Consider the following 17602-nt stretch of genomic DNA (forward strand, 5'->3'; position numbering starts at 1 on the left):
CTTTAATGTGTAGTCGTGTAATCACGTTTACGTGGTGCAATCAGTGATACATCAACATCTTCATAATGGAATGCAGGAGCTTTGTCTGCTCCTTGGAATGTAGCCATTGTTGTTTTCATGAACTTTTCATCATTACGTTCTGGGAAGTCAGGTTTGTAATGCGCTCCACGGCTTTCATCACGGTTAAGAGCACCGATTGTGATTACACGGGCCAATTGCATCATGTTTTGAAGCTGTCTAGTAAAGGCAGCACCTTGATTGCTCCATTTAGCCGTGTCATTGATGTTGATTTTTTTGTAACGTTCCATCAACTCAAGAATTTTATTGTCTGTTTCTTTAAGTTTGTCATTGTAACGAACTACAGTAACATTGTTTGTCATCCATTCACCAAGTTCTTTGTGAAGGATATATGCGTTTTCATTACCATTAAGAGACATGATAGAATTCCATTTCTCTTGTTCTTGTTTTTGGTAGCCTTCATATAATGAAGAAGGAAGAGAATCTGATGTTTTATCAAGTCCTTGAATGTATTTAACAGCATTCGGACCAGCCACAGAACCACCATAAATGGCTGAAAGAAGTGAGTTCGCACCTAAACGGTTACCACCATGTTGTGAATAATCACACTCACCAGCAGCGAATAGACCTTTGATGTTTGTCATTTGGTCATAATCTACCCAAAGTCCACCCATAGAATAGTGAACCGCAGGGAAAATTTTCATTGGCACTTTATGAGGATCTTCACCGACGAATTTCTCATAAATTTCAATGATTCCGCCTAATTTAACATCTAGTTCATGTGAATCTTTATGTGAAAGGTCAAGGTAGACCATGTTTTCTCCGTTAATACCCAATTTCATATTAATACATACGTCGAAAATTTCACGTGTTGCAATATCACGAGGTACCAGATTACCATAAGCCGGGTATTTCTCTTCTAGGAAGTACCATGGTTTTCCGTCTTTATATGTCCAGATACGTCCACCTTCACCACGAGCGGATTCACTCATTAAGCGAAGTTTATCATCACCAGGGATTGCTGTCGGGTGAATTTGGATGAACTCACCGTTCGCATAATGTGCACCTTGTTGATAGACGATAGATGCTGCTGAACCTGTATTGATCATAGAGTTAGTAGATTTACCGAAAATGATTCCAGGGCCACCGCTCGCCATGATGACTGCGTCGCCAGGGAATGATTGAATTTCCATTGAAGTCAAGTTCTGAGCTACGATACCACGTGCTGTTTGATCATCATCGATAACAGCTCCAAGGAATTCCCAGCCTTCATATTTCGTTACAAGGCCTTGTACTTCGTAACGACGAACTTGCTCGTCCAATGCATAAAGTAATTGCTGACCAGTTGTTGCACCAGCAAATGCAGTACGGTGAAATTGTGTTCCACCAAAACGGCGGAAATCAAGTAGACCTTCCGGCGTACGGCTAAACATAACACCCATACGGTCAAACATATGGATAATAGATGGTGCTGCATCACACATTGCTTTAACTGGAGGTTGATTTGCTAAGAAATCCCCACCATATACTGTATCATCAAAGTGAAGCCATGGAGAATCGCCTTCACCTTTCGTATTTACTGCCCCGTTGATTCCGCCTTGCGCACAAACAGAGTGAGATCGTTTTACTGGAACTAATGAGAATAAATCAACATGTTGTCCTAACTCTGCTGCTTTGATCGTAGCCATTAAACCAGCTAGACCTCCACCGACGATAATAATTTTACCTTTACCCAATTGTGTCACTCCCTTATTCCATTAGAAAAGCTATGTTTTTCCTAGTACGTATAATTAATTTCTTCTGCTACTTATACGAAAGCGAAAACTGCACTAATTCCTATATAAGAAAGAAGAACGAAAATGATCAAAGTAACATATGTCATAACTCTTTGCGATTTAGGTGAAACTGTTAGTCCCCAACTTACTGCGAATGACCATAATCCATTGGCAAAATGGAAAATAGCAGAAACAATACCAACAATGTAGAACGCGATCATGAATGGATTAGAGAAAATCTCAGCCATCATATCAAAATCTACTGTTGCCCCAAATGCTGCTTGAACCCTTGTTTCCCAGATGTGCCAAACAAGGAAAATCAAAGTTATGATTCCTGATAAACGTTGTAGCATGAACATCCAGTTACGGAAGAAACTGAATCTTCCTAAGTTGTTCTTTGCCGTAAAAGCGATATAAATCCCATAAATAGCATGGAAAATTAATGGTAGATAGATAATTACACATTCCACCACGATTTTCAATGGAGTAAATTCGATTAAATGAACTGCCCCATTAAATGTCTCTGCTCCCTTTGTTGCCATAAAGTTAACCGATAAATGGAAAATTAGGAATAGACCGATTGGTAATACCCCTAGAAGTGAATGAAGCCTACGATTCCCAAACTCACGATTCTTTGCCACTAAGTGCCCCCCCTTAATTTGTCAAAACTCATACGAAGATGGTTATCTTTTATCTCCGCGTGAAAATAAAGTATAGAGTTAAACCGCTCTCTATACTTTCTTACAATTATGTGACAAGTCCATTTTACTCCTGACTTCAATGTGCGTCAAGAAAACGGATACAAGATTTCTCTTTTTTAGAATAAATATTATCAATAAATTAATAAGGTTTTGGGTGTTCATTTACAAGTAATATGAAAAAACTAACTATTTTTTTAATATATTGAGATAATTTAACATATTTTTACATTTTTCTGTTGAAATATTAAAAAAAACTGTATAAATCGCAAAAGGAAAACGTTTATAATAGATTTACAGAAAGAGGCGATAATACATGAAAAAAAATATTGCTGCAGCTATAGAAGAAGAAATCCAAACAGATGAATTCCAAGTTCCAGCTTTCGGGTATGAACTGATCAGGGAAACTTTATTGAACGATATCCTGGGGAAAGATTCTTATCAGATCTTATATTGGGCGGGTAAACAACTCGCAAGGAAATTCCCTTTGAATGGCGATCAGGAATTGGTTGCATTTTTCCATAATGCAGGCTGGGGCCATCTTGAAATCATAAAGCTTTCCAAATCCGAGATGGAGTTATCCTTGTCAGGAGAAATGGTCGCCCGTCGTCTGGATCTATATCCCGACAGTCATTTTCAACTTGAAGCAGGGTTTCTTGCCGAACAATTTACCTTACAAAAAAGGTTCATCAGTGAAGCTACGGAAGAAGTCAAACGTCGTGCAAAAAAAGTCGACTTCACCATCTGCTGGGATCCGAAAGATCCCATTTAACGACTTCATCAAAATGGTTGAAATGTAAGGAACCTAGGTCAAGTTTGACTATTTCCAAGTGGTCTTCTTCCATGAGTGATTCTTTAACTAGTACTCACATCCATAACACAAAACAGCATATACGATACATAAAATAGAAATTATTGGTGTGTAATTCCAAATCTTCTTTTCCTAATGGCTATATAATAAGAAGAAAGTAATCTTTTTTTGGATAGATTGTACCCTAATTTAAACAAAAGGAGTCAAATAACCTGAGTCCCCCTCACTCTCGGACTCAGGTTATCGGACTCCTTTTTTTCATGACCGATAATCATTTAACACCATTACTTTGAAATTGAAGGAATTCTCGTTCTGAACATAACACGAAGTGTCCTGGTTTCACTTCTCGCATTTTGACTTCCTCATCCGCCGTATAAGCATGTGTAGCGGGATTATAGCCCTTCCGTTGCCTAGTCCGTTCCAATTCTGGATCCGGAAGCGGAATCGCAGATAACAGGGATTGTGTGTACGGATGTATCGGGTTGTTATAAAGCTCTTCACTTGGTGCAAGCTCCACTAACTTCCCAAAGTACATGACGCCGATTCTGTCACTGATATACTTGACCATCGATAAATCATGGGCAATGAATAAATATGTTAAGTTTTTTTCTTTTTGAAGCTTTTTCAACAGATTGACTACCTGTGCCTGAATGGACACGTCCAGTGCTGAAATTGGTTCATCCGCGATGATGAATTCCGGTTCCACGGCAAGTGCCCGCGCAATTCCAATTCGCTGGCGCTGTCCCCCTGAGAATTCGTGCGGATACCGATTTGCATGTTCGCGATTTAGCCCGACTGTTTCGAGTAAATGGTAAACCCGTTCCATGCGCTCTTCTTTTGTCTTAGCCAGCCCATGGTTATCGATGCCTTCTGCGATAATATCGGCAATCTTCATTTTAGGATTCAAGGATGCATATGGATCTTGAAAAATCATTTGCATCTTTCTGTTCATATCTTTCAATTTTTTCCTCGATTTCTTTCCATGGACATTTTCCCCTTTGAAAAGCACCTCGCCATCGGTTGCATCATACAGGCGAATGATTGTACGTCCTGTTGTCGATTTACCGCAACCTGACTCCCCAACAAACCCAAGCGTTTCCCCTTGATAAATATCAAAAGAAATATCATCGATTGCTTTCACCATATTAGGCTTTCCGTTATTGAAGTATTGTTTTAAATGTTTGACTTCCACGAGTTTTTCACGTTGTTCCATTATTTAGCGACCCCCTGAACGAACTGCTTCATGCGTTTTTGTACAGCTAGAGGCGGTGTCACCTCAGGTGCATCCGGATGTAAAAGCCATGTGGCTGCATAATGCGTTTCGGATACTTTGAATACGGGTGGCTGTTGTTCTAAATCAATCTGCATTGCATATTCATTTCTCGGAGCAAACGCGTCACCTTTTGGCGGATTCAGCAAATTGGGCGGAGTGCCCGGGATCGTGTACAATTCATGTTCCCCCGTATCTTCGAGGCTAGGCATGGAACTGATAAGTCCCCATGTATAAGGGTGCTGCGGATTATAAAAGATTTCATCCGCCGTACCTATTTCAACGATTTTCCCTGCATACATCACAGCTACACGATCCGCTATGTTCGCAACCACTCCCAGATCATGGGTGATGAAGATAATCGATGTTTCTATTTTCTTTTGTAAATCCTTCATCAATTCAAGAATTTGAGCTTGAATGGTCACATCCAATGCAGTCGTAGGCTCATCCGCAATCAATACTTTGGGGTTACACGCCAAAGCTATCGCGATGACCACACGTTGTCTCATTCCTCCCGAAAATTGGTGGGGATATTGTTCGAAACGTTGCTTAGCATTAGGAATTCCCACAAGTTCCAATAGTTCGATTGAACGTAACTTCGCCGCCGCCTTACTGACGTTTTGATGCTTTAAAATGGGCTCCATTATCTGTTTGCCCACCTTGATTGTTGGGTTCAATGAAGTCATTGGATCTTGGAAAATCATCGAAATATCTTTACCTCTGACCTTTTGCATATCCTTATTAGAAAGTTTGGCCAGATCCTTTCCTTCAAAAAGGATTTCACCACTTTTAATTTCTGAATTATTTGCTGGCAATAATCTCATGATTGATTTGGATGTCACGGACTTACCCGATCCGGATTCTCCTACAATCGCCAAGGTTTCCCCTTTTTTCAGTTCAAAATTCACACCCCGAATTGCCTGGACTTCACCAGAAAAGGTATGAAACGATACATGTAAATCTTTCACTTCCAATAAGTTTTCCATTTCATTTCCTCCTTCTCTTAATCTCGCATTTTTGGATCCAATGCATCACGAAGCCCATCGGCGATCATATTGAAGCAAACCATGATCAGACTGATGAAAAATGCTGGGAATAACATCAGATGTGGGTATAGTCTAAGCGTTTTGAATCCATCGTTGATCAACGTCCCAAGGGATGCGAGTGGTGATTGTAGACCCAGTCCAATGAAACTCAAGAAAGCTTCGAAGAATATCGCACTCGGAATGGTGAACATTGTATTGATGATGATGACGCTCGCTAAGTTTGGTAGCAAATGTTTTAAAATGATCTTGAAATTTGAGCTTCCCAATGTCCGCGAAGCCAAGACGAATTCTTGTTCTTTTAATTTCATCACCTGAGCACGAACGACACGGGACATGCTTGTCCAGCTCGTAATGGCTAGGGCAATCGTGATGGACATGATCCCAGGCTCGAAAACAAGGATCATCAAAATGACCACAACTAGGTTAGGGACACCTGAAACGACTTCGACAATACGTTGCATGACATTATCAAGTTTCCCGCCGTAATATCCGGAAATGGCTCCATACGCTACACCGATAAGCATATCAAGCAAAGCCGCTAAAAAGGCGATATACAAAGATATTTGAATCCCCTTGGCCACTCGGGTAAGTACATCCCGGCCAAGTCCGTCCGTTCCGAACCAGTAATGTTCTTCAATGTTTTTTTGTTCGTAAACATCCACCACATTACCATTGGCCATTGTCCTTGTACCATCAAAAGGAAGCCAACTTACATTTTCCAATCCTGGAATTTTCGCTGGTAAATTGGTTCTCTTTAAATCTTGTTCATCTAATCCATGTCCACTAATAAGGGGACCCACCCAAGCAAAAATAAAGACCAAAGCAATTAAAACCATACTGACTAGGGCTGCTTTATTTTTACGGATACGCATCCAAGAATCCTGCCAGAAACTTATACTTGGTTTATTGATCGCTTCGCTTATGGTGGCGTCCATAATGGCAGGCGCAAATTGACTTTTTGACATTCTCACTATTTTGTTTGCCATTATTTTTTCCCCCCTGCTAACCTAATACGTGGATCGATAATACCGTAGAGAATGTCAACCAATAGAACGATGACGATAAAGAGGAATGAAAACAGCAATGTCGTTCCCATGATTACCGAGTAATCATTCACCGTTATCGATTTAACGAATTGTTCCCCGATTCCAGGTATACCGAATATTTGTTCAATGACGAGTGAACCCGTCATAAGTGACACTGTTAATGGTCCGAGTACAGTTATGACAGGAATCAGAGCATTTCGCAGTCCATGTTTAAACGCCACTTCAAAATTACTTGCCCCCTTCGCTTTAGCGAGGGTGATATAATCCGAACCGAGTACATCGATCATTTCCGTCCTCATGAAACGTGCCGATGTGGCTATAGGGAACATTGCTAAGGCAAGCGTTGGCATAATGCTATACTCCCAACCCTTCCAGAACATGACGGGCAGCCATCCCATCTTCACTCCAACATAATATTGCAGCAAACCGGCAAACACGAAACTTGGTATCGATTTACCCAAGACCGCTATGAATGTTGTTCCATAATCGACCCATGTATTTTGTTTGAGGGCTCCTATCACACCTAGAATAATCCCAAAAATCGTTCCGAAAAACATTGCTTGAAATCCTAATACCAAGGAAGGCTGAATCCTTTCGCCCAGCAATTGCGTAACTGGTGTATTATTGAATTGAAACGAAACCCCCAAATCTCCCTGTACTAGGTTCAGCATGTATTTCCCATACTGGACAGGCACCGGCTCATTCAATCCATACTTGTTCTCCATGATTTGGAATTGAGCCTCCGATAACTTGCTTGCATTTGCAAATGGAGAGCCCGGGATCAACTTCATGAGGAAGAACGTCAAGCTCGCGATGATAAACAAAGTAATTAACATATATATAATCCGTTGCGTTAGATATCTGGCCATTTGTACACCTCACAAAATAAAATTCTCACTTTTTCGACAATAGTTTTATAGTGAAAAGAGAGTATATACTAGTGATATACTCTCTTTTCTAGTTTGTTTTAGAAGATGCTTATTCTACTACTGTTACGCCTTTGTAGTAATAATGTGGTCCTAAGTCACTCTTAACAATTCCTTTGACTTTAGGATTTACTAGGATGTTCTCTACTCGTTGGTAAATTGGTGCGATTCCGAAGTCTTCAGTCAAGAAAAGCTTTTCAGCATCTTGCATGGCTTTCGCATATGCTGCCGGATCGTCCGTCAATTCGTTTGTGGCTTTATTGATCAGTGCATCGTATTCTGGATTAGAATAGTCCATTTCATTATTTGTTCCACCTGTTAACCAAAGATCGGTAAATGAGATGGCATCTTTATAATCCGGTCCCCAACCTGATACGACCAAGTCATAATCGCCTTTTTTCGTACGGTCCAATCGAATCGAGAATGGAACGCTTTCGACTTTGATTGTTAAACCAGGAAGGTTTTTCTCTAATTGGTTCTTCATATACTCACCGATTTTTTTCGCAGAATCGGTTTCATCCCCCATATATCGAAGGGTAAGTTCCTTCACGCCCAACTCTTTTAATCCTTTTTCCCAAGCAGCTTTTGCTTCTTTTGCGTTAAACGTAATCAAATCTTCATTTGCCGAACGGAAATCTTTTCCATCATAACTAACGAAATCTTTTGGCACGAAGTAGTTGGCTGCTACTGAACCATCGCCCAACACGCTTGATGCAAGATCTTCTTTATTGAAAGCTTTTGCAAGCGCTTCGCGGATATTGACATTCTTAAGTGCTTCATTTTTCTGGTTCATCTTCATCCAGAATACCGTTGGTGCCAAGTTGGTTTGTAACCGCTCGTCCCCTTCATATTGTGGGACCAGTTCAGATGTCAGTAAATCCGTAATGTCTGCTTCACCAGCTTCAAATGCATTAACTTGCGCATTGTTATCTTTTGAAACATTGACCGTGATTTTCTCTAATTTAACTGAATCTGCATCGCGGTAATTCTTGTTCTTTTGAAGTTCCCATTCTGTCGCAGTTGGGCCATTCCAAGAAGTCATGACAAAGGGACCATTGTATAAGAGCGTTTCTGCACTTGTAGCGTACTTGTCACCTTGTTCTGTAACGAACTTTTCGTTTTGCGGGAAGAATGTCGCAAACGATAAATACTCTTTCCAGTATGCAAGTGGTTTTTCAAACGTAATTTCCAATGTTTTGTCGTCAACCGCTTGCACACCAAGGCTGTCTAAATCGTATTTTTTCTTTTCAGCAGCTGCCTTGGTAATTTCTGTTGCACCTGCGATTTTGCCATTCATCATATATGGACCATATTCAGAAGCTACTTCAGGATCCATCGCCCGTTTAAAAGCAAAAACGAAATCATTTGCCGTAACTGGGTCACCGTTCGACCACTTTGAATCTATTAATTTAAACGTATATGTTTTTCCGTCTTCACTGACTTCAGGTTCTCCGTCAACAAGAGCCGGCACTGTCTCTCCGTCCTTATCAATGGTATATAAGCCTTCGTTCACGTTGTTCAAATAGTTGAATCCTACTGTATCTGTTGTTTTAACGGAATCCATGACTGGGATTTCCGATTTACTCATAATACTAATCTCTTGTTTTTCAGCTAATTTCGTTCCATCTGACTTCTTCTCAGAATTATCTGAATTGCCGCCACATGCTGCTAGAATGACGCTAAGAACTAGCATAAGACCAGCAAAGATTGTGATTTTAGACTTTTTCATCTACTTTGACCTTCTTTCTATATTTTAAAATCATATTTTCATTATACTGATTTTTTTGATTTTGTATATAAGTTAGAATAATAAATTATTTCTAAAAAATTAAAAATACTCAAAAACCAAGGAAAACCTAGGTTTTTACTACTTTAAGGCTTTAAAGTGCTGCTTACGCCGTTTTATCGGATTTTTTAGAATACTATTATGTTTTTTACTATCGCTTTTTCATACTATTTCAAAAAATCATTTTTGTTTATTTAGTGTTTTTGATATACTTATAAAAAGAAAATCGAGGTAAAAAGAATGAAAAAAATACTTATAGGTACGGGATTTGGTATCGTGCTATCCATTTTGTTATCCCTTATATTCCATCAAGATCTCTCTCTATTGAATTTTATTAATATGACCTTTTACATCAGTGGAGGACTGATTCTTCTAGCATTGGTTACTTTCGTCGTCCAACGAGGATTTTTCGACGTAGTCTTTTATAGTTTCCGGAGAGTATTCCAAATACAAAATCAGCATGTAGGGGAGGAAAAAGAAGACATCCCTAAACTTTCCGATATCATCTCCCTTTCCTCTTCCTTTTCCCTGGTCTTAGGCCTTATCATGTTGTGTATCATGCTACTCTCTCTAGCCGTCTATTATCTTTAATCTTAATCTTTCCATAGAGTCCGGGCACCGAAAAAGGGCAACCTTTTTTTAGGTGCCCTTTTTCTTTATAAAAGCATTAGGTACATCTTTTCATCAGTTTTAATCAATCAGGCAAGGACTTTGGCGTGCTGTCCAAGTTTGAATGCCTCGTGTAGCGCTTCGACCGCTTTGACCATTTCCTTTTCGTTTACGACGGTAGAAACTTTGATTTCCGAAGTGCTGACCATTTTCACTTGGATCCCTGTATTCGCCATGACTTCAAACATCTCTGCGGCCACTCCGGGATTGGAAACCATTCCTGAACCTACGATAGAGACTTTAGCCAACTCGCCTTCCGTTTCTATACCATCAAATTCCAACTGGCTTTTATTGTTTTCAAGAACCATTAAAGCTGCTTTTGTATCTTCGCTTTTAATAGAGAAAGAGAGATTGGTCGTATCTTCTGATGTCATGCTCTGGATGATGATATCTACATTTATGTGATTTTTCGCCAGTGTCGTGAAAATCGTGGATAATACACCAAGTGATCGAGGCAAGCCGTTCACTGTAACTCTTGTGATGCTATCCTCAAAAGCAATACCCCGTACAATTAAATTCTCTTCCATATTCGCTTCCTCCTCAATGATGGTCCCAGATTCTTTTTCTAAGCTTGAACGGACTTCAAGCGAGATTTGATAGTTTTTTGCATATTCAACGGCCCGTGGGTGCAGGACCCCAGCCCCTAAATGGGCCAGCTCCAACATTTCGTCATAAGATACGGATGTTAATTTCCTGGCGTTTTTTATGTAGCGTGGATCTGTTGTGAAAACACCGGTTACATCGGTATAAATGTCGCATCGGTTTGCGTGTAGTGCTGCGGCTATGGCAACCGCCGTTGTATCGGAACCGCCCCGACCCAATGTCGTGATTTCCCCATGTTCATCCATTCCTTGAAAACCGGCAACGATGACGATCTTTTTTGCTTGCAACTGCGCTTGAATTCTGGAAGCATCGAAATTTAAAATTCGCGCATTTCCGTGAACGGACTCTGTCTGCATCCCAGCCTGCCAGCCCGTAAAGGATACGGCTTCATGCCCCTTTTCCACCAATGCCATCGTTAACAAGGCAATCGTAACTTGTTCCCCGGTCGTCAATAACATATCCATTTCCCTCTTACTTGGGGATGCGGAAATATCTCTCGCCATGGAAACCAATTCATCCGTTGTCTTCCCCATTGCCGAAACAACGACAACGACGTCATTACCTTTTTCAGCTTCCTCGATTACACGATTAGCGACATGTTTGATTTTCTCGACACTCCCTACAGAAGTACCGCCAAATTTTTGTACAATCAGTGCCATTCTCATGCACCCTCTCTATCTTTTTTGGCAATAAAAAAAGCAATGAGAATATCTCATTGCTGTGGTTACGTATCCGTTCAGTAATCACAGTGAAATAGCTCTCCAAGGTATCAACCCTGACAATCTGCCATCTTTTAAATGGTCAGACCAGAAAAACAAGGTATGAGTCTTGTTTTCCTTCGGCGTCATTCCCTTTCAAAACCCTTCATTGAAGCTCATACTTCTCTAGGTTTTTACTATTGAATTCCGCACCTCTATCAGCACTTTAAATTGTCTTGTTTAAAAATCCCTTTTAAGCATAGCATAGGAAAAAGACACTCGCAAGGTCATTCTTGTAATTTTCTAAAGATTCCATCCGCTACATTTTTAGGCATTCCCGCTTCGATTATCTGTTCAACTGAGGCCTCTTTCATTTTTTTCAATGACCCGAAATGCCGTAACAGCTGCTTTCTTCTTTTCTCACCTACACCTGGAATATCATCCAGAAGTGAATGAATGGCATTTTTCCCACGAAGCTGGCGATGGAAGGTAATCGCGAACCGATGCACTTCATCTTGGATTCTTTGTAGCAAGTAAAATTCCTGACTTCGCGAATCAAGTGGAATCAGTTCGAGCGGATTTCCAATCATCAATTGGGATGTCCTGTGTTTTTCATCCTTAATAAGGCCAGAAAGCGGAATATCCAGACCGAGTTCATTTTCCAAAATGTCCCGAACGGCCTCCACATGTCCTTTCCCTCCATCGATTATGATCAAGTCAGGAAGTGGAAGGCCATCTTTTAAAACGCGTGAATATCTTCTTCGGACAACTTCACGCATCGATTCGTAATCATCAGGCCCTTTCACCGTTTTAATTTTATACTTTCGATACTCCCGCTTTTCCGGTTTGCCATCAATGAAAACGACCAAAGCGGATACAGGATCACTTCCTTGAATATTCGAGTTATCAAAAGCCTCGATACGATGTGGAGTGTAGATGCCTAACTTATCCCCTAAATTCTCCACTGCCTTGATCGTTCTTTCTTCATCCCGTTCAATTAATGAGAACTTCTCTTGAAGGGCGATGGAGGCGTTTTTATTTGCCAATTGCAGCATATCCTTTTTCGCGCCCCTTTTCGGATGAAGCGTTTTTACACCAAGCAAGCTCTCCGCCAGCTCGGCATCAACAGACTCCGGCAACAATATCTCTTTTGGCTTAAAGTGATTGGCCTTTTCATAAAACTGTCCGAGATACGTAAGAAGCTCCTGTTCCGGTTCATCGTAGACCGGAAAGAGCGAAACATCTCTTTCAATCAGTTTCCCTTGTCGCACAAAAAATACTTGTACGCACATCCACCCTTTATCATAGGCAAAACCGAATACGTCCCTGTCAATGAAATCAGTCGTCATCATTTTCTGTTTTTCCATTGTAATCTCGATGTGGGCAATTTTATCCCGATATTCCTTCGCCCGTTCAAAATCGAGCATTTCAGAGGCTTCAAGCATTTTTTCCGTGAGTTCTTTCTTTATCTCGGTATGACCGCCATTTAAAAATCGGTTAATATCATCGACGATTTGCTTATATTCCCGTTCCTCTACATCATAAACGCAAGGGGCCAAGCACTGGCCAAGGTGGTAATATAGGCAGACACGGTCTGGAAGCGTATTACATTTCCTTAATGGATAGATCCGATCCAGAAGTTTTTTCGTTTCATTGGCCGCAAAAGCATTGGGATAAGGACCAAAGTATTTCCCTTTATCTTTTTTGACTTTTCTCGTGATGATCAAACGCGGGTGTTTTTCAGCCGTCAACTTGATGAATGGGTAGGTCTTGTCATCCTTCAACATGACGTTATATTTTGGATCGTGTTTTTTGATTAAATTCAGTTCTAAAATAAGCGCCTCGATATTGGAGGAGGTAACGATATACTCGAAATCCTCGATTTCATTTACGAGCCTGAATGTTTTCCCATCATGTGAGCCCGTGAAATATGAGCGGACGCGGTTTTTCAATACTTTCGCCTTGCCAACATAAATGATCGTTCCCTGACGATCCTTCATTAAATAACAACCAGGCTGATCAGGGAGAAGGGCAAGTTTATTCTTTATCCGTTGATTCATGCATTCAGCCTCCTGTTCTCCCATTCTACAATCAATTATATATCAAGATACAAAAAAAAGCTTCAAGTCCGTAGACCTGAAGCTCTTCCTTCATTCAAATTAAGCGTGTTTAGCAAGAAGTTCAGCAAGAGCTTCCTTCGGTTGGAATCCAACCACTTTATCCACAACTTCACCGTCTTTAAGAACGATTAAAGTAGGGATGCTCATAACGCCGAATTTTCCAGCTGTTTCTTGGTTTTCATCAACGTCCACTTTTACGATTTTTGCTTTGTCGCCAATTTCTTCATCTAACTCGTGAAGAACAGGAGCGATCATTTTGCATGGTCCACACCATGGAGCCCAAAAGTCTACAAGAACGACACCTTCATTAGTATCTGCTGTGAATGTTTGATCAGTTGAATTTACGATAGCCATATATTTTATCCTCCTAAAATGTACTCAAATAACTAAAGACAGTATAACATTGTAACAGGAACAGATGCTATTATTTTGCTTCAATGGTAGCATGTCCATAAACAGAGAAAAAATACTGCCTAGAACCTAATAGATTGTCATAAAAAGAAAAGGCGCTTGCCAGTTCATTCCCTGACAGACGCCTTTTCTTTTATATCAACTTACAAATCAAGCATTCACCTTTAACTTTTTGAATTCTTCCGTTAACAATGGGATAACTTCGAATAAGTCCCCGACGATTCCGTAATCGGCCACATTGAAAATATTGGCTTCAGGATCTTTATTGATGGCTACGATGATTTTGGAGTTGGACATCCCTGCTAAATGCTGGATGGCTCCGGAAATTCCGCAGGCAATATAAAGGTCAGGCGTAACAACTTTACCCGTTTGTCCGATTTGTAAAGAGTAATCGCAATAATCAGCATCACACGCACCACGAGAGGCTCCGACTGCTCCCCCAAGAACTTCAGCAAGCTCTTTCAAAGGTTCGAAACCATCTTCACTTTTCACACCTCGCCCACCGGCGATGACCACTTTCGCTTCTGAAAGGTCGACCCCTTCACTTGCCTTTCTTACTACATCCTTGATAATTGTACGTAAATCTTTAATATCCACATTTAATGTAGATACATCCCCAGAACGGGACTCATCTTTCGATAGAGGTTCAATGTTATTCGGACGGATGGTCGCGAATACAATACCGTCTGTGACGATTTTCTTTTCAAAGGCTTTACCTGAATATATCGGGCGAGTGAAGACAATATTTCCGCCTTCTTCTTCAATGGACGTCACATCTGAAATCAAACCTGATTCCAGCTTACCAGCTAATTTAGGAGCCAAGTCTTTCCCTAATGCCGTATGACCGAAGAAAATGCCTTCTGGTTTTTCTTGCTCGATAATAGCTAGTAAACTTTGAGCATATCCATCTGATGTATATTGTTTTAATTGATCGTTTTCAACCACTACTACTCGGTCGGCACCATACTGAATCAATTCACTCCCAAAAGACTGAACACTGTCACCGACTAAAACACCTACGATTTCTCCGCCGTCTGCAGCAAGTTTAGCCGCTCCAATAGCTTCGAACGATACATTTCTAAGAGAACCATCGCGTACTTCGCCCAATACAAGAAACTTTCTAGCCATTTTTAAAAACCTCCTGTGCTCTATTTTATCTTTTTGTTGTGTTTTATTTTCAATAGAAATCCTTCTATTAGATTACTTTTGCTTCACTGCGTAATAATTGAACAAGTTCGCTAACTTGGTTCGGAATTTCACCATTCAATACTTTACCAGCTTCTTTTTTGGCTGGAAGGAAGATCTCAATCGTTTTTGTTTTTGCCTCGACATCGTCTTCTTCCAAATCCAAATCATCCAATTCCAACTCTTCAAGCGGTTTCTTCTTCGCTTTCATGATCCCCGGTAAAGATGGATAACGAGGCTCGTTCAAACCTTGCTGCGCCGTTACCAGCAGTGGAAGTGAGGCTTCGATTGTTTCTGAATCCCCTTCTACATCACGGATAACGCTTACATTTCCACCTGAAATGCTTAATTTCGTAATGGTTGTGATATAAGGGATATCCAATATTTCTGCTACACGCGGTCCTACTTGTCCAGATCCACCATCAATGGCCACGTTACCTGCAATGATCAGATCAGCTTCTTTATCTTTTAAGTACTCTCCAATAATTTTGGCAGTCGTGAATTGATCGCCATTTTCTATGTCGTCTTCGATATTTATTAGAACAGCTTTGTCAGCACCCATAGCAAGCGCTGTACGCAATTGTTTTTCAGCCTCTTCAGAACCGACGGAAATAACCGTTACTTCTCCACCTTGAGCATCACGCACTTGGATGGCTTCTTCTACGGCATACTCATCGTATGGATTGATGATGAATTCTGCTCCATCCTCATTAATTTTCCCGTTAGAAAGCGTAATTTTTTCTTCTGTATCAAATGTTCTTTTCAGTAGCACATAAATGTTCACGATAATACCTCCCGAATAATTTGAGTTTTGAAGATGTGTTTTTTAGGCATACTTATAATGGTATTCTTCAGAATCCCTTAAAATCCTGCATTTTTTTTAAATATAAGTAATAAATTTACTAATCAAAAGGATGGCTTAAGGATCATTCTCCTTTAAATACCGGTTCCCTTTTATTTATAAAAGCATCGATTCCCTCTTTTGCATCAGCGCTGTCAAAGGCTTCTCCGAATAGGACGGTTTCCTTTTCTACACCTTTATAGTAGGAATCACCCTTCGAATAATTCAATAGTTCGATAGCGGACTTCAAGGCTAGCGGGCTTTTCTTGACAATCTTAGCGGCCAATTCCTTAGCTTTAGGCAATAATTCTTCATCAGTGTAAGCGTGGTTTGCCAATCCCCACTGTACAGCTTGTTGACCCGTTATTGGCTCACTCGTAAATAGCATTTCAGCAGCTTTTGCCGTTCCAACATACCGTGGTAGGCGCTGTGAACCAGCATATCCAGGAATCAATCCAAGTTGCAACTCAGGCAAACCTAATTTTGCACGTTCAGTTACTAACCGAATGTGACAGGCCATGGCCAGTTCCAGTCCTCCGCCAAGAGCAGCTCCGTGAATGGCTGCAATTACCGGCTTTGAAAACGATTCGATTCTCTCAAACACAGATTGACCATTTTGGGCTAGTTTCACAAAGGCTTTACCGTTTTCCACACTAGTGAATTCTTTAATATCCGCTCCAGCAGAGAAGAACCTTCCCTCACCATGGAGTAACACCACACGCACTTCTTCATTGCTTTCGATTTGATCGAAAGCCTGTGATAATTCTTCCACAATAGCGGAAGAAAGAGCGTTAGCAGGTGCATGGTTTATCGATATAATAGCAACGCGATCTTCGATTGCGAGTGTAAGGTATTCCATATTGATCTCCCCCATCATAGTCAAACTTTTTTGAAAATTCTTTATGTACTTCGGTAAAAGGCAGGTAGCCAAATGGCTAGAGGATGGTTCTGGCCATCCTCTATTTTGTCTTTACCGTTTCGTGCCACAACCACCGAGTAGAAGGCGATGAACATCTGACGCAAGGTCAGCAAGTGAATATTTTTGTTCATTCATCACCCAAGTTGTTGCTGTTTCATCAATCGTTCCAAAAATCATTTGCCTTGCGAGTAAGTTATTTAAATCAGGCAGGAATTCACCATTTTCTTTCCCATCGGTAATGATTTGATCAATTACATTTAAATATCCTTTTAATACTTCATTAATCCTAAGTCGTAATTCTTTGTTTGACTGTCTTAATTCCAATTGAGTGACAATTGCTAAATTCACGTCTTCTGAAAGGATTTGAAAATGTTTTTGAATTAATAGGAACAGTTTTTCTGAAACTGATGTCTTACCCTTTAATTCTTCTTCAATTTGTTCTACAAAGTAGCCCATTTTTTCATGAAATAATGATATTAAAATATCTTCTTTATTCTTAAAATAAAGATATATAGTACCATCTGCCACGCCTGCTTGCTTGGCAATTTTTGATACTTGCGCTTGGTAATAACCATTTTGTGCGATGACGATAACAGCTGCATCAATAATTTGGTTATACTTTGGTTTGTTGCGTTTCACTGGATGTCCCCTTTCAGAAAATGAATGAATCATCATTCATATTTCTATCATAAAATGATGACTCTCTACTGTCAAGCAAAAACTTCCATAGAGTCATAACATCCTTTTTCCATTCTACCCCTCATTACTTAAGGTTGTCCA

The 17602-nt window shown here is 40.3% G+C and carries 16 protein-coding genes and 1 riboswitch; of the genes, 2 read left to right on the plus strand and 14 right to left on the minus strand.

Annotated features, from left to right (window positions below; translation table 11 throughout):
- Positions 1-2: 2 nt before the first annotated feature.
- Together sdhA and ACIQXU_RS02410 are read right to left on the minus strand one after the other, a co-directional pair.
- The gene (gene sdhA, locus ACIQXU_RS02405) at positions 3-1754 is read right to left on the minus strand and encodes a succinate dehydrogenase flavoprotein subunit (protein WP_402874559.1); all 1752 of its coding nucleotides are present in this window, start codon (positions 1752-1754) and stop codon (positions 3-5) included.
- 71 nt (positions 1755-1825) lie between these two features.
- On the minus strand, positions 1826-2434 hold the full coding sequence (locus ACIQXU_RS02410; RefSeq protein WP_402986521.1) for a succinate dehydrogenase cytochrome b558 subunit: 609 nt from the start codon (positions 2432-2434) through the stop codon (positions 1826-1828).
- Positions 2435-2807: 373 nt separating this feature from the next.
- Here ACIQXU_RS02410 and ACIQXU_RS02415 point away from each other — a divergent pair, with 373 nt between their 5' ends.
- The gene (locus tag ACIQXU_RS02415; protein ID WP_402958103.1) at positions 2808-3263 is read left to right on the plus strand and encodes a YslB family protein; all 456 of its coding nucleotides are present in this window, start codon (positions 2808-2810) and stop codon (positions 3261-3263) included.
- A gap of 310 nt (positions 3264-3573) precedes the next feature.
- On the opposite strand, the gene ACIQXU_RS02420 is transcribed toward ACIQXU_RS02415, so the two are convergent.
- The 5 genes from ACIQXU_RS02420 to ACIQXU_RS02440 form a co-directional block, all read right to left on the minus strand.
- The gene (locus ACIQXU_RS02420) at positions 3574-4515 is read right to left on the minus strand and encodes an ABC transporter ATP-binding protein (protein WP_402986524.1); all 942 of its coding nucleotides are present in this window, start codon (positions 4513-4515) and stop codon (positions 3574-3576) included.
- Positions 4515-5558 (minus strand): ABC transporter ATP-binding protein, encoded by a 1044-nt coding sequence (locus tag ACIQXU_RS02425; RefSeq protein WP_402986527.1) that lies wholly within the window; start codon positions 5556-5558, stop codon positions 4515-4517. The genes ACIQXU_RS02420 and ACIQXU_RS02425 overlap by 1 nt, the downstream gene beginning before the upstream one ends.
- Before the next feature lie 17 nt (positions 5559-5575).
- Positions 5576-6604 carry an oligopeptide ABC transporter permease gene (opp3C, locus tag ACIQXU_RS02430; protein WP_402874544.1) on the minus strand — a complete coding sequence of 343 codons (1029 nt, stop codon included), beginning with the start codon at positions 6602-6604 and terminating at the stop codon, positions 5576-5578.
- Entirely contained in the window at positions 6604-7533 is a 930-nt protein-coding gene (gene opp3b / locus ACIQXU_RS02435; RefSeq protein ID WP_402874541.1) for an oligopeptide ABC transporter permease, read from the minus strand. The genes opp3C and opp3b overlap by 1 nt, the downstream gene beginning before the upstream one ends.
- A 109-nt stretch (positions 7534-7642) precedes the next feature.
- Entirely contained in the window at positions 7643-9319 is a 1677-nt protein-coding gene (locus tag ACIQXU_RS02440) for a peptide ABC transporter substrate-binding protein (protein WP_402958099.1), read from the minus strand.
- A gap of 297 nt (positions 9320-9616) precedes the next feature.
- On the opposite strand from ACIQXU_RS02440, the gene ACIQXU_RS02445 reads away from it, so the two are divergent.
- Complete coding sequence (locus ACIQXU_RS02445; RefSeq protein ID WP_402958097.1) at positions 9617-9967, plus strand: DUF3899 domain-containing protein; 351 nt, start codon at positions 9617-9619, stop codon at positions 9965-9967.
- A gap of 107 nt (positions 9968-10074) precedes the next feature.
- Here ACIQXU_RS02445 and ACIQXU_RS02450 read toward each other — a convergent pair whose 3' ends face one another.
- The 7 genes from ACIQXU_RS02450 to ACIQXU_RS02480 all read right to left on the minus strand — a co-directional run bounded on the left by ACIQXU_RS02450 (position 10075) and on the right by ACIQXU_RS02480 (position 17461).
- Positions 10075-11307: an aspartate kinase gene (locus tag ACIQXU_RS02450; protein WP_402986529.1), complete on the minus strand. Its 1233-nt coding sequence runs from the start codon at positions 11305-11307 to the stop codon at positions 10075-10077.
- Positions 11308-11394: 87 nt separating this feature from the next.
- Positions 11395-11572, minus strand: a riboswitch (Lysine riboswitch).
- A 61-nt stretch (positions 11573-11633) separates the two neighbouring features.
- Positions 11634-13406 (minus strand): excinuclease ABC subunit UvrC, encoded by a 1773-nt coding sequence (gene uvrC, locus ACIQXU_RS02455; protein WP_402874530.1) that lies wholly within the window; start codon positions 13404-13406, stop codon positions 11634-11636.
- A gap of 99 nt (positions 13407-13505) precedes the next feature.
- Positions 13506-13820 carry a thioredoxin gene (gene trxA / locus ACIQXU_RS02460; RefSeq protein WP_402874527.1) on the minus strand — a complete coding sequence of 105 codons (315 nt, stop codon included), beginning with the start codon at positions 13818-13820 and terminating at the stop codon, positions 13506-13508.
- A 207-nt stretch (positions 13821-14027) separates the two neighbouring features.
- Positions 14028-15005, minus strand: coding sequence for an electron transfer flavoprotein subunit alpha/FixB family protein (locus tag ACIQXU_RS02465; RefSeq protein ID WP_402874524.1), 978 nt, complete (start codon positions 15003-15005; stop codon positions 14028-14030).
- A gap of 67 nt (positions 15006-15072) precedes the next feature.
- A complete protein-coding gene (locus tag ACIQXU_RS02470) occupies positions 15073-15846 on the minus strand; it encodes an electron transfer flavoprotein subunit beta/FixA family protein (RefSeq protein WP_402874521.1) in 774 nt (257 codons plus the stop codon).
- Between the two features lie 142 nt (positions 15847-15988).
- The gene (locus tag ACIQXU_RS02475) at positions 15989-16762 is read right to left on the minus strand and encodes an enoyl-CoA hydratase (RefSeq protein WP_402958095.1); all 774 of its coding nucleotides are present in this window, start codon (positions 16760-16762) and stop codon (positions 15989-15991) included.
- 111 nt (positions 16763-16873) lie between these two features.
- On the minus strand, positions 16874-17461 hold the full coding sequence (locus ACIQXU_RS02480; RefSeq protein ID WP_402874515.1) for a fatty acid metabolism transcriptional regulator FadR: 588 nt from the start codon (positions 17459-17461) through the stop codon (positions 16874-16876).
- Positions 17462-17602: the final 141 nt, after the last annotated feature.

The sequence above is a fragment of the Peribacillus sp. NPDC097284 genome (assembly GCF_044761765.1).
Classification (GTDB): Bacteria; Bacillota; Bacilli; order Bacillales; family DSM-1321; genus Peribacillus.

Excerpts from the sequence above, each read along its gene's own strand:
- trxA (WP_402874527.1), bottom strand. The coding sequence starts at position 13,820 with ATGGCTATCGTAAATTCAACTGATCAAACATTCACAGCAGATACTAAT.
- ACIQXU_RS02445 (WP_402958097.1), top strand. The coding sequence starts at position 9,617 with ATGAAAAAAATACTTATAGGTACGGGATTTGGTATCGTGCTATCCATT.
- ACIQXU_RS02475 (WP_402958095.1), bottom strand. The coding sequence starts at position 16,762 with ATGGAATACCTTACACTCGCAATCGAAGATCGCGTTGCTATTATATCG.
- ACIQXU_RS02450 (WP_402986529.1), bottom strand. The coding sequence starts at position 11,307 with ATGGCACTGATTGTACAAAAATTTGGCGGTACTTCTGTAGGGAGTGTC.
- opp3b (WP_402874541.1), bottom strand. The coding sequence starts at position 7,533 with ATGGCCAGATATCTAACGCAACGGATTATATATATGTTAATTACTTTG.
- ACIQXU_RS02465 (WP_402874524.1), bottom strand. The coding sequence starts at position 15,005 with ATGGCTAGAAAGTTTCTTGTATTGGGCGAAGTACGCGATGGTTCTCTT.
- ACIQXU_RS02440 (WP_402958099.1), bottom strand. The coding sequence starts at position 9,319 with ATGAAAAAGTCTAAAATCACAATCTTTGCTGGTCTTATGCTAGTTCTT.
- ACIQXU_RS02415 (WP_402958103.1), top strand. The coding sequence starts at position 2,808 with ATGAAAAAAAATATTGCTGCAGCTATAGAAGAAGAAATCCAAACAGAT.
- uvrC (WP_402874530.1), bottom strand. The coding sequence starts at position 13,406 with ATGAATCAACGGATAAAGAATAAACTTGCCCTTCTCCCTGATCAGCCT.
- ACIQXU_RS02420 (WP_402986524.1), bottom strand. The coding sequence starts at position 4,515 with ATGGAACAACGTGAAAAACTCGTGGAAGTCAAACATTTAAAACAATAC.
- opp3C (WP_402874544.1), bottom strand. The coding sequence starts at position 6,604 with ATGGCAAACAAAATAGTGAGAATGTCAAAAAGTCAATTTGCGCCTGCC.
- ACIQXU_RS02425 (WP_402986527.1), bottom strand. The coding sequence starts at position 5,558 with ATGGAAAACTTATTGGAAGTGAAAGATTTACATGTATCGTTTCATACC.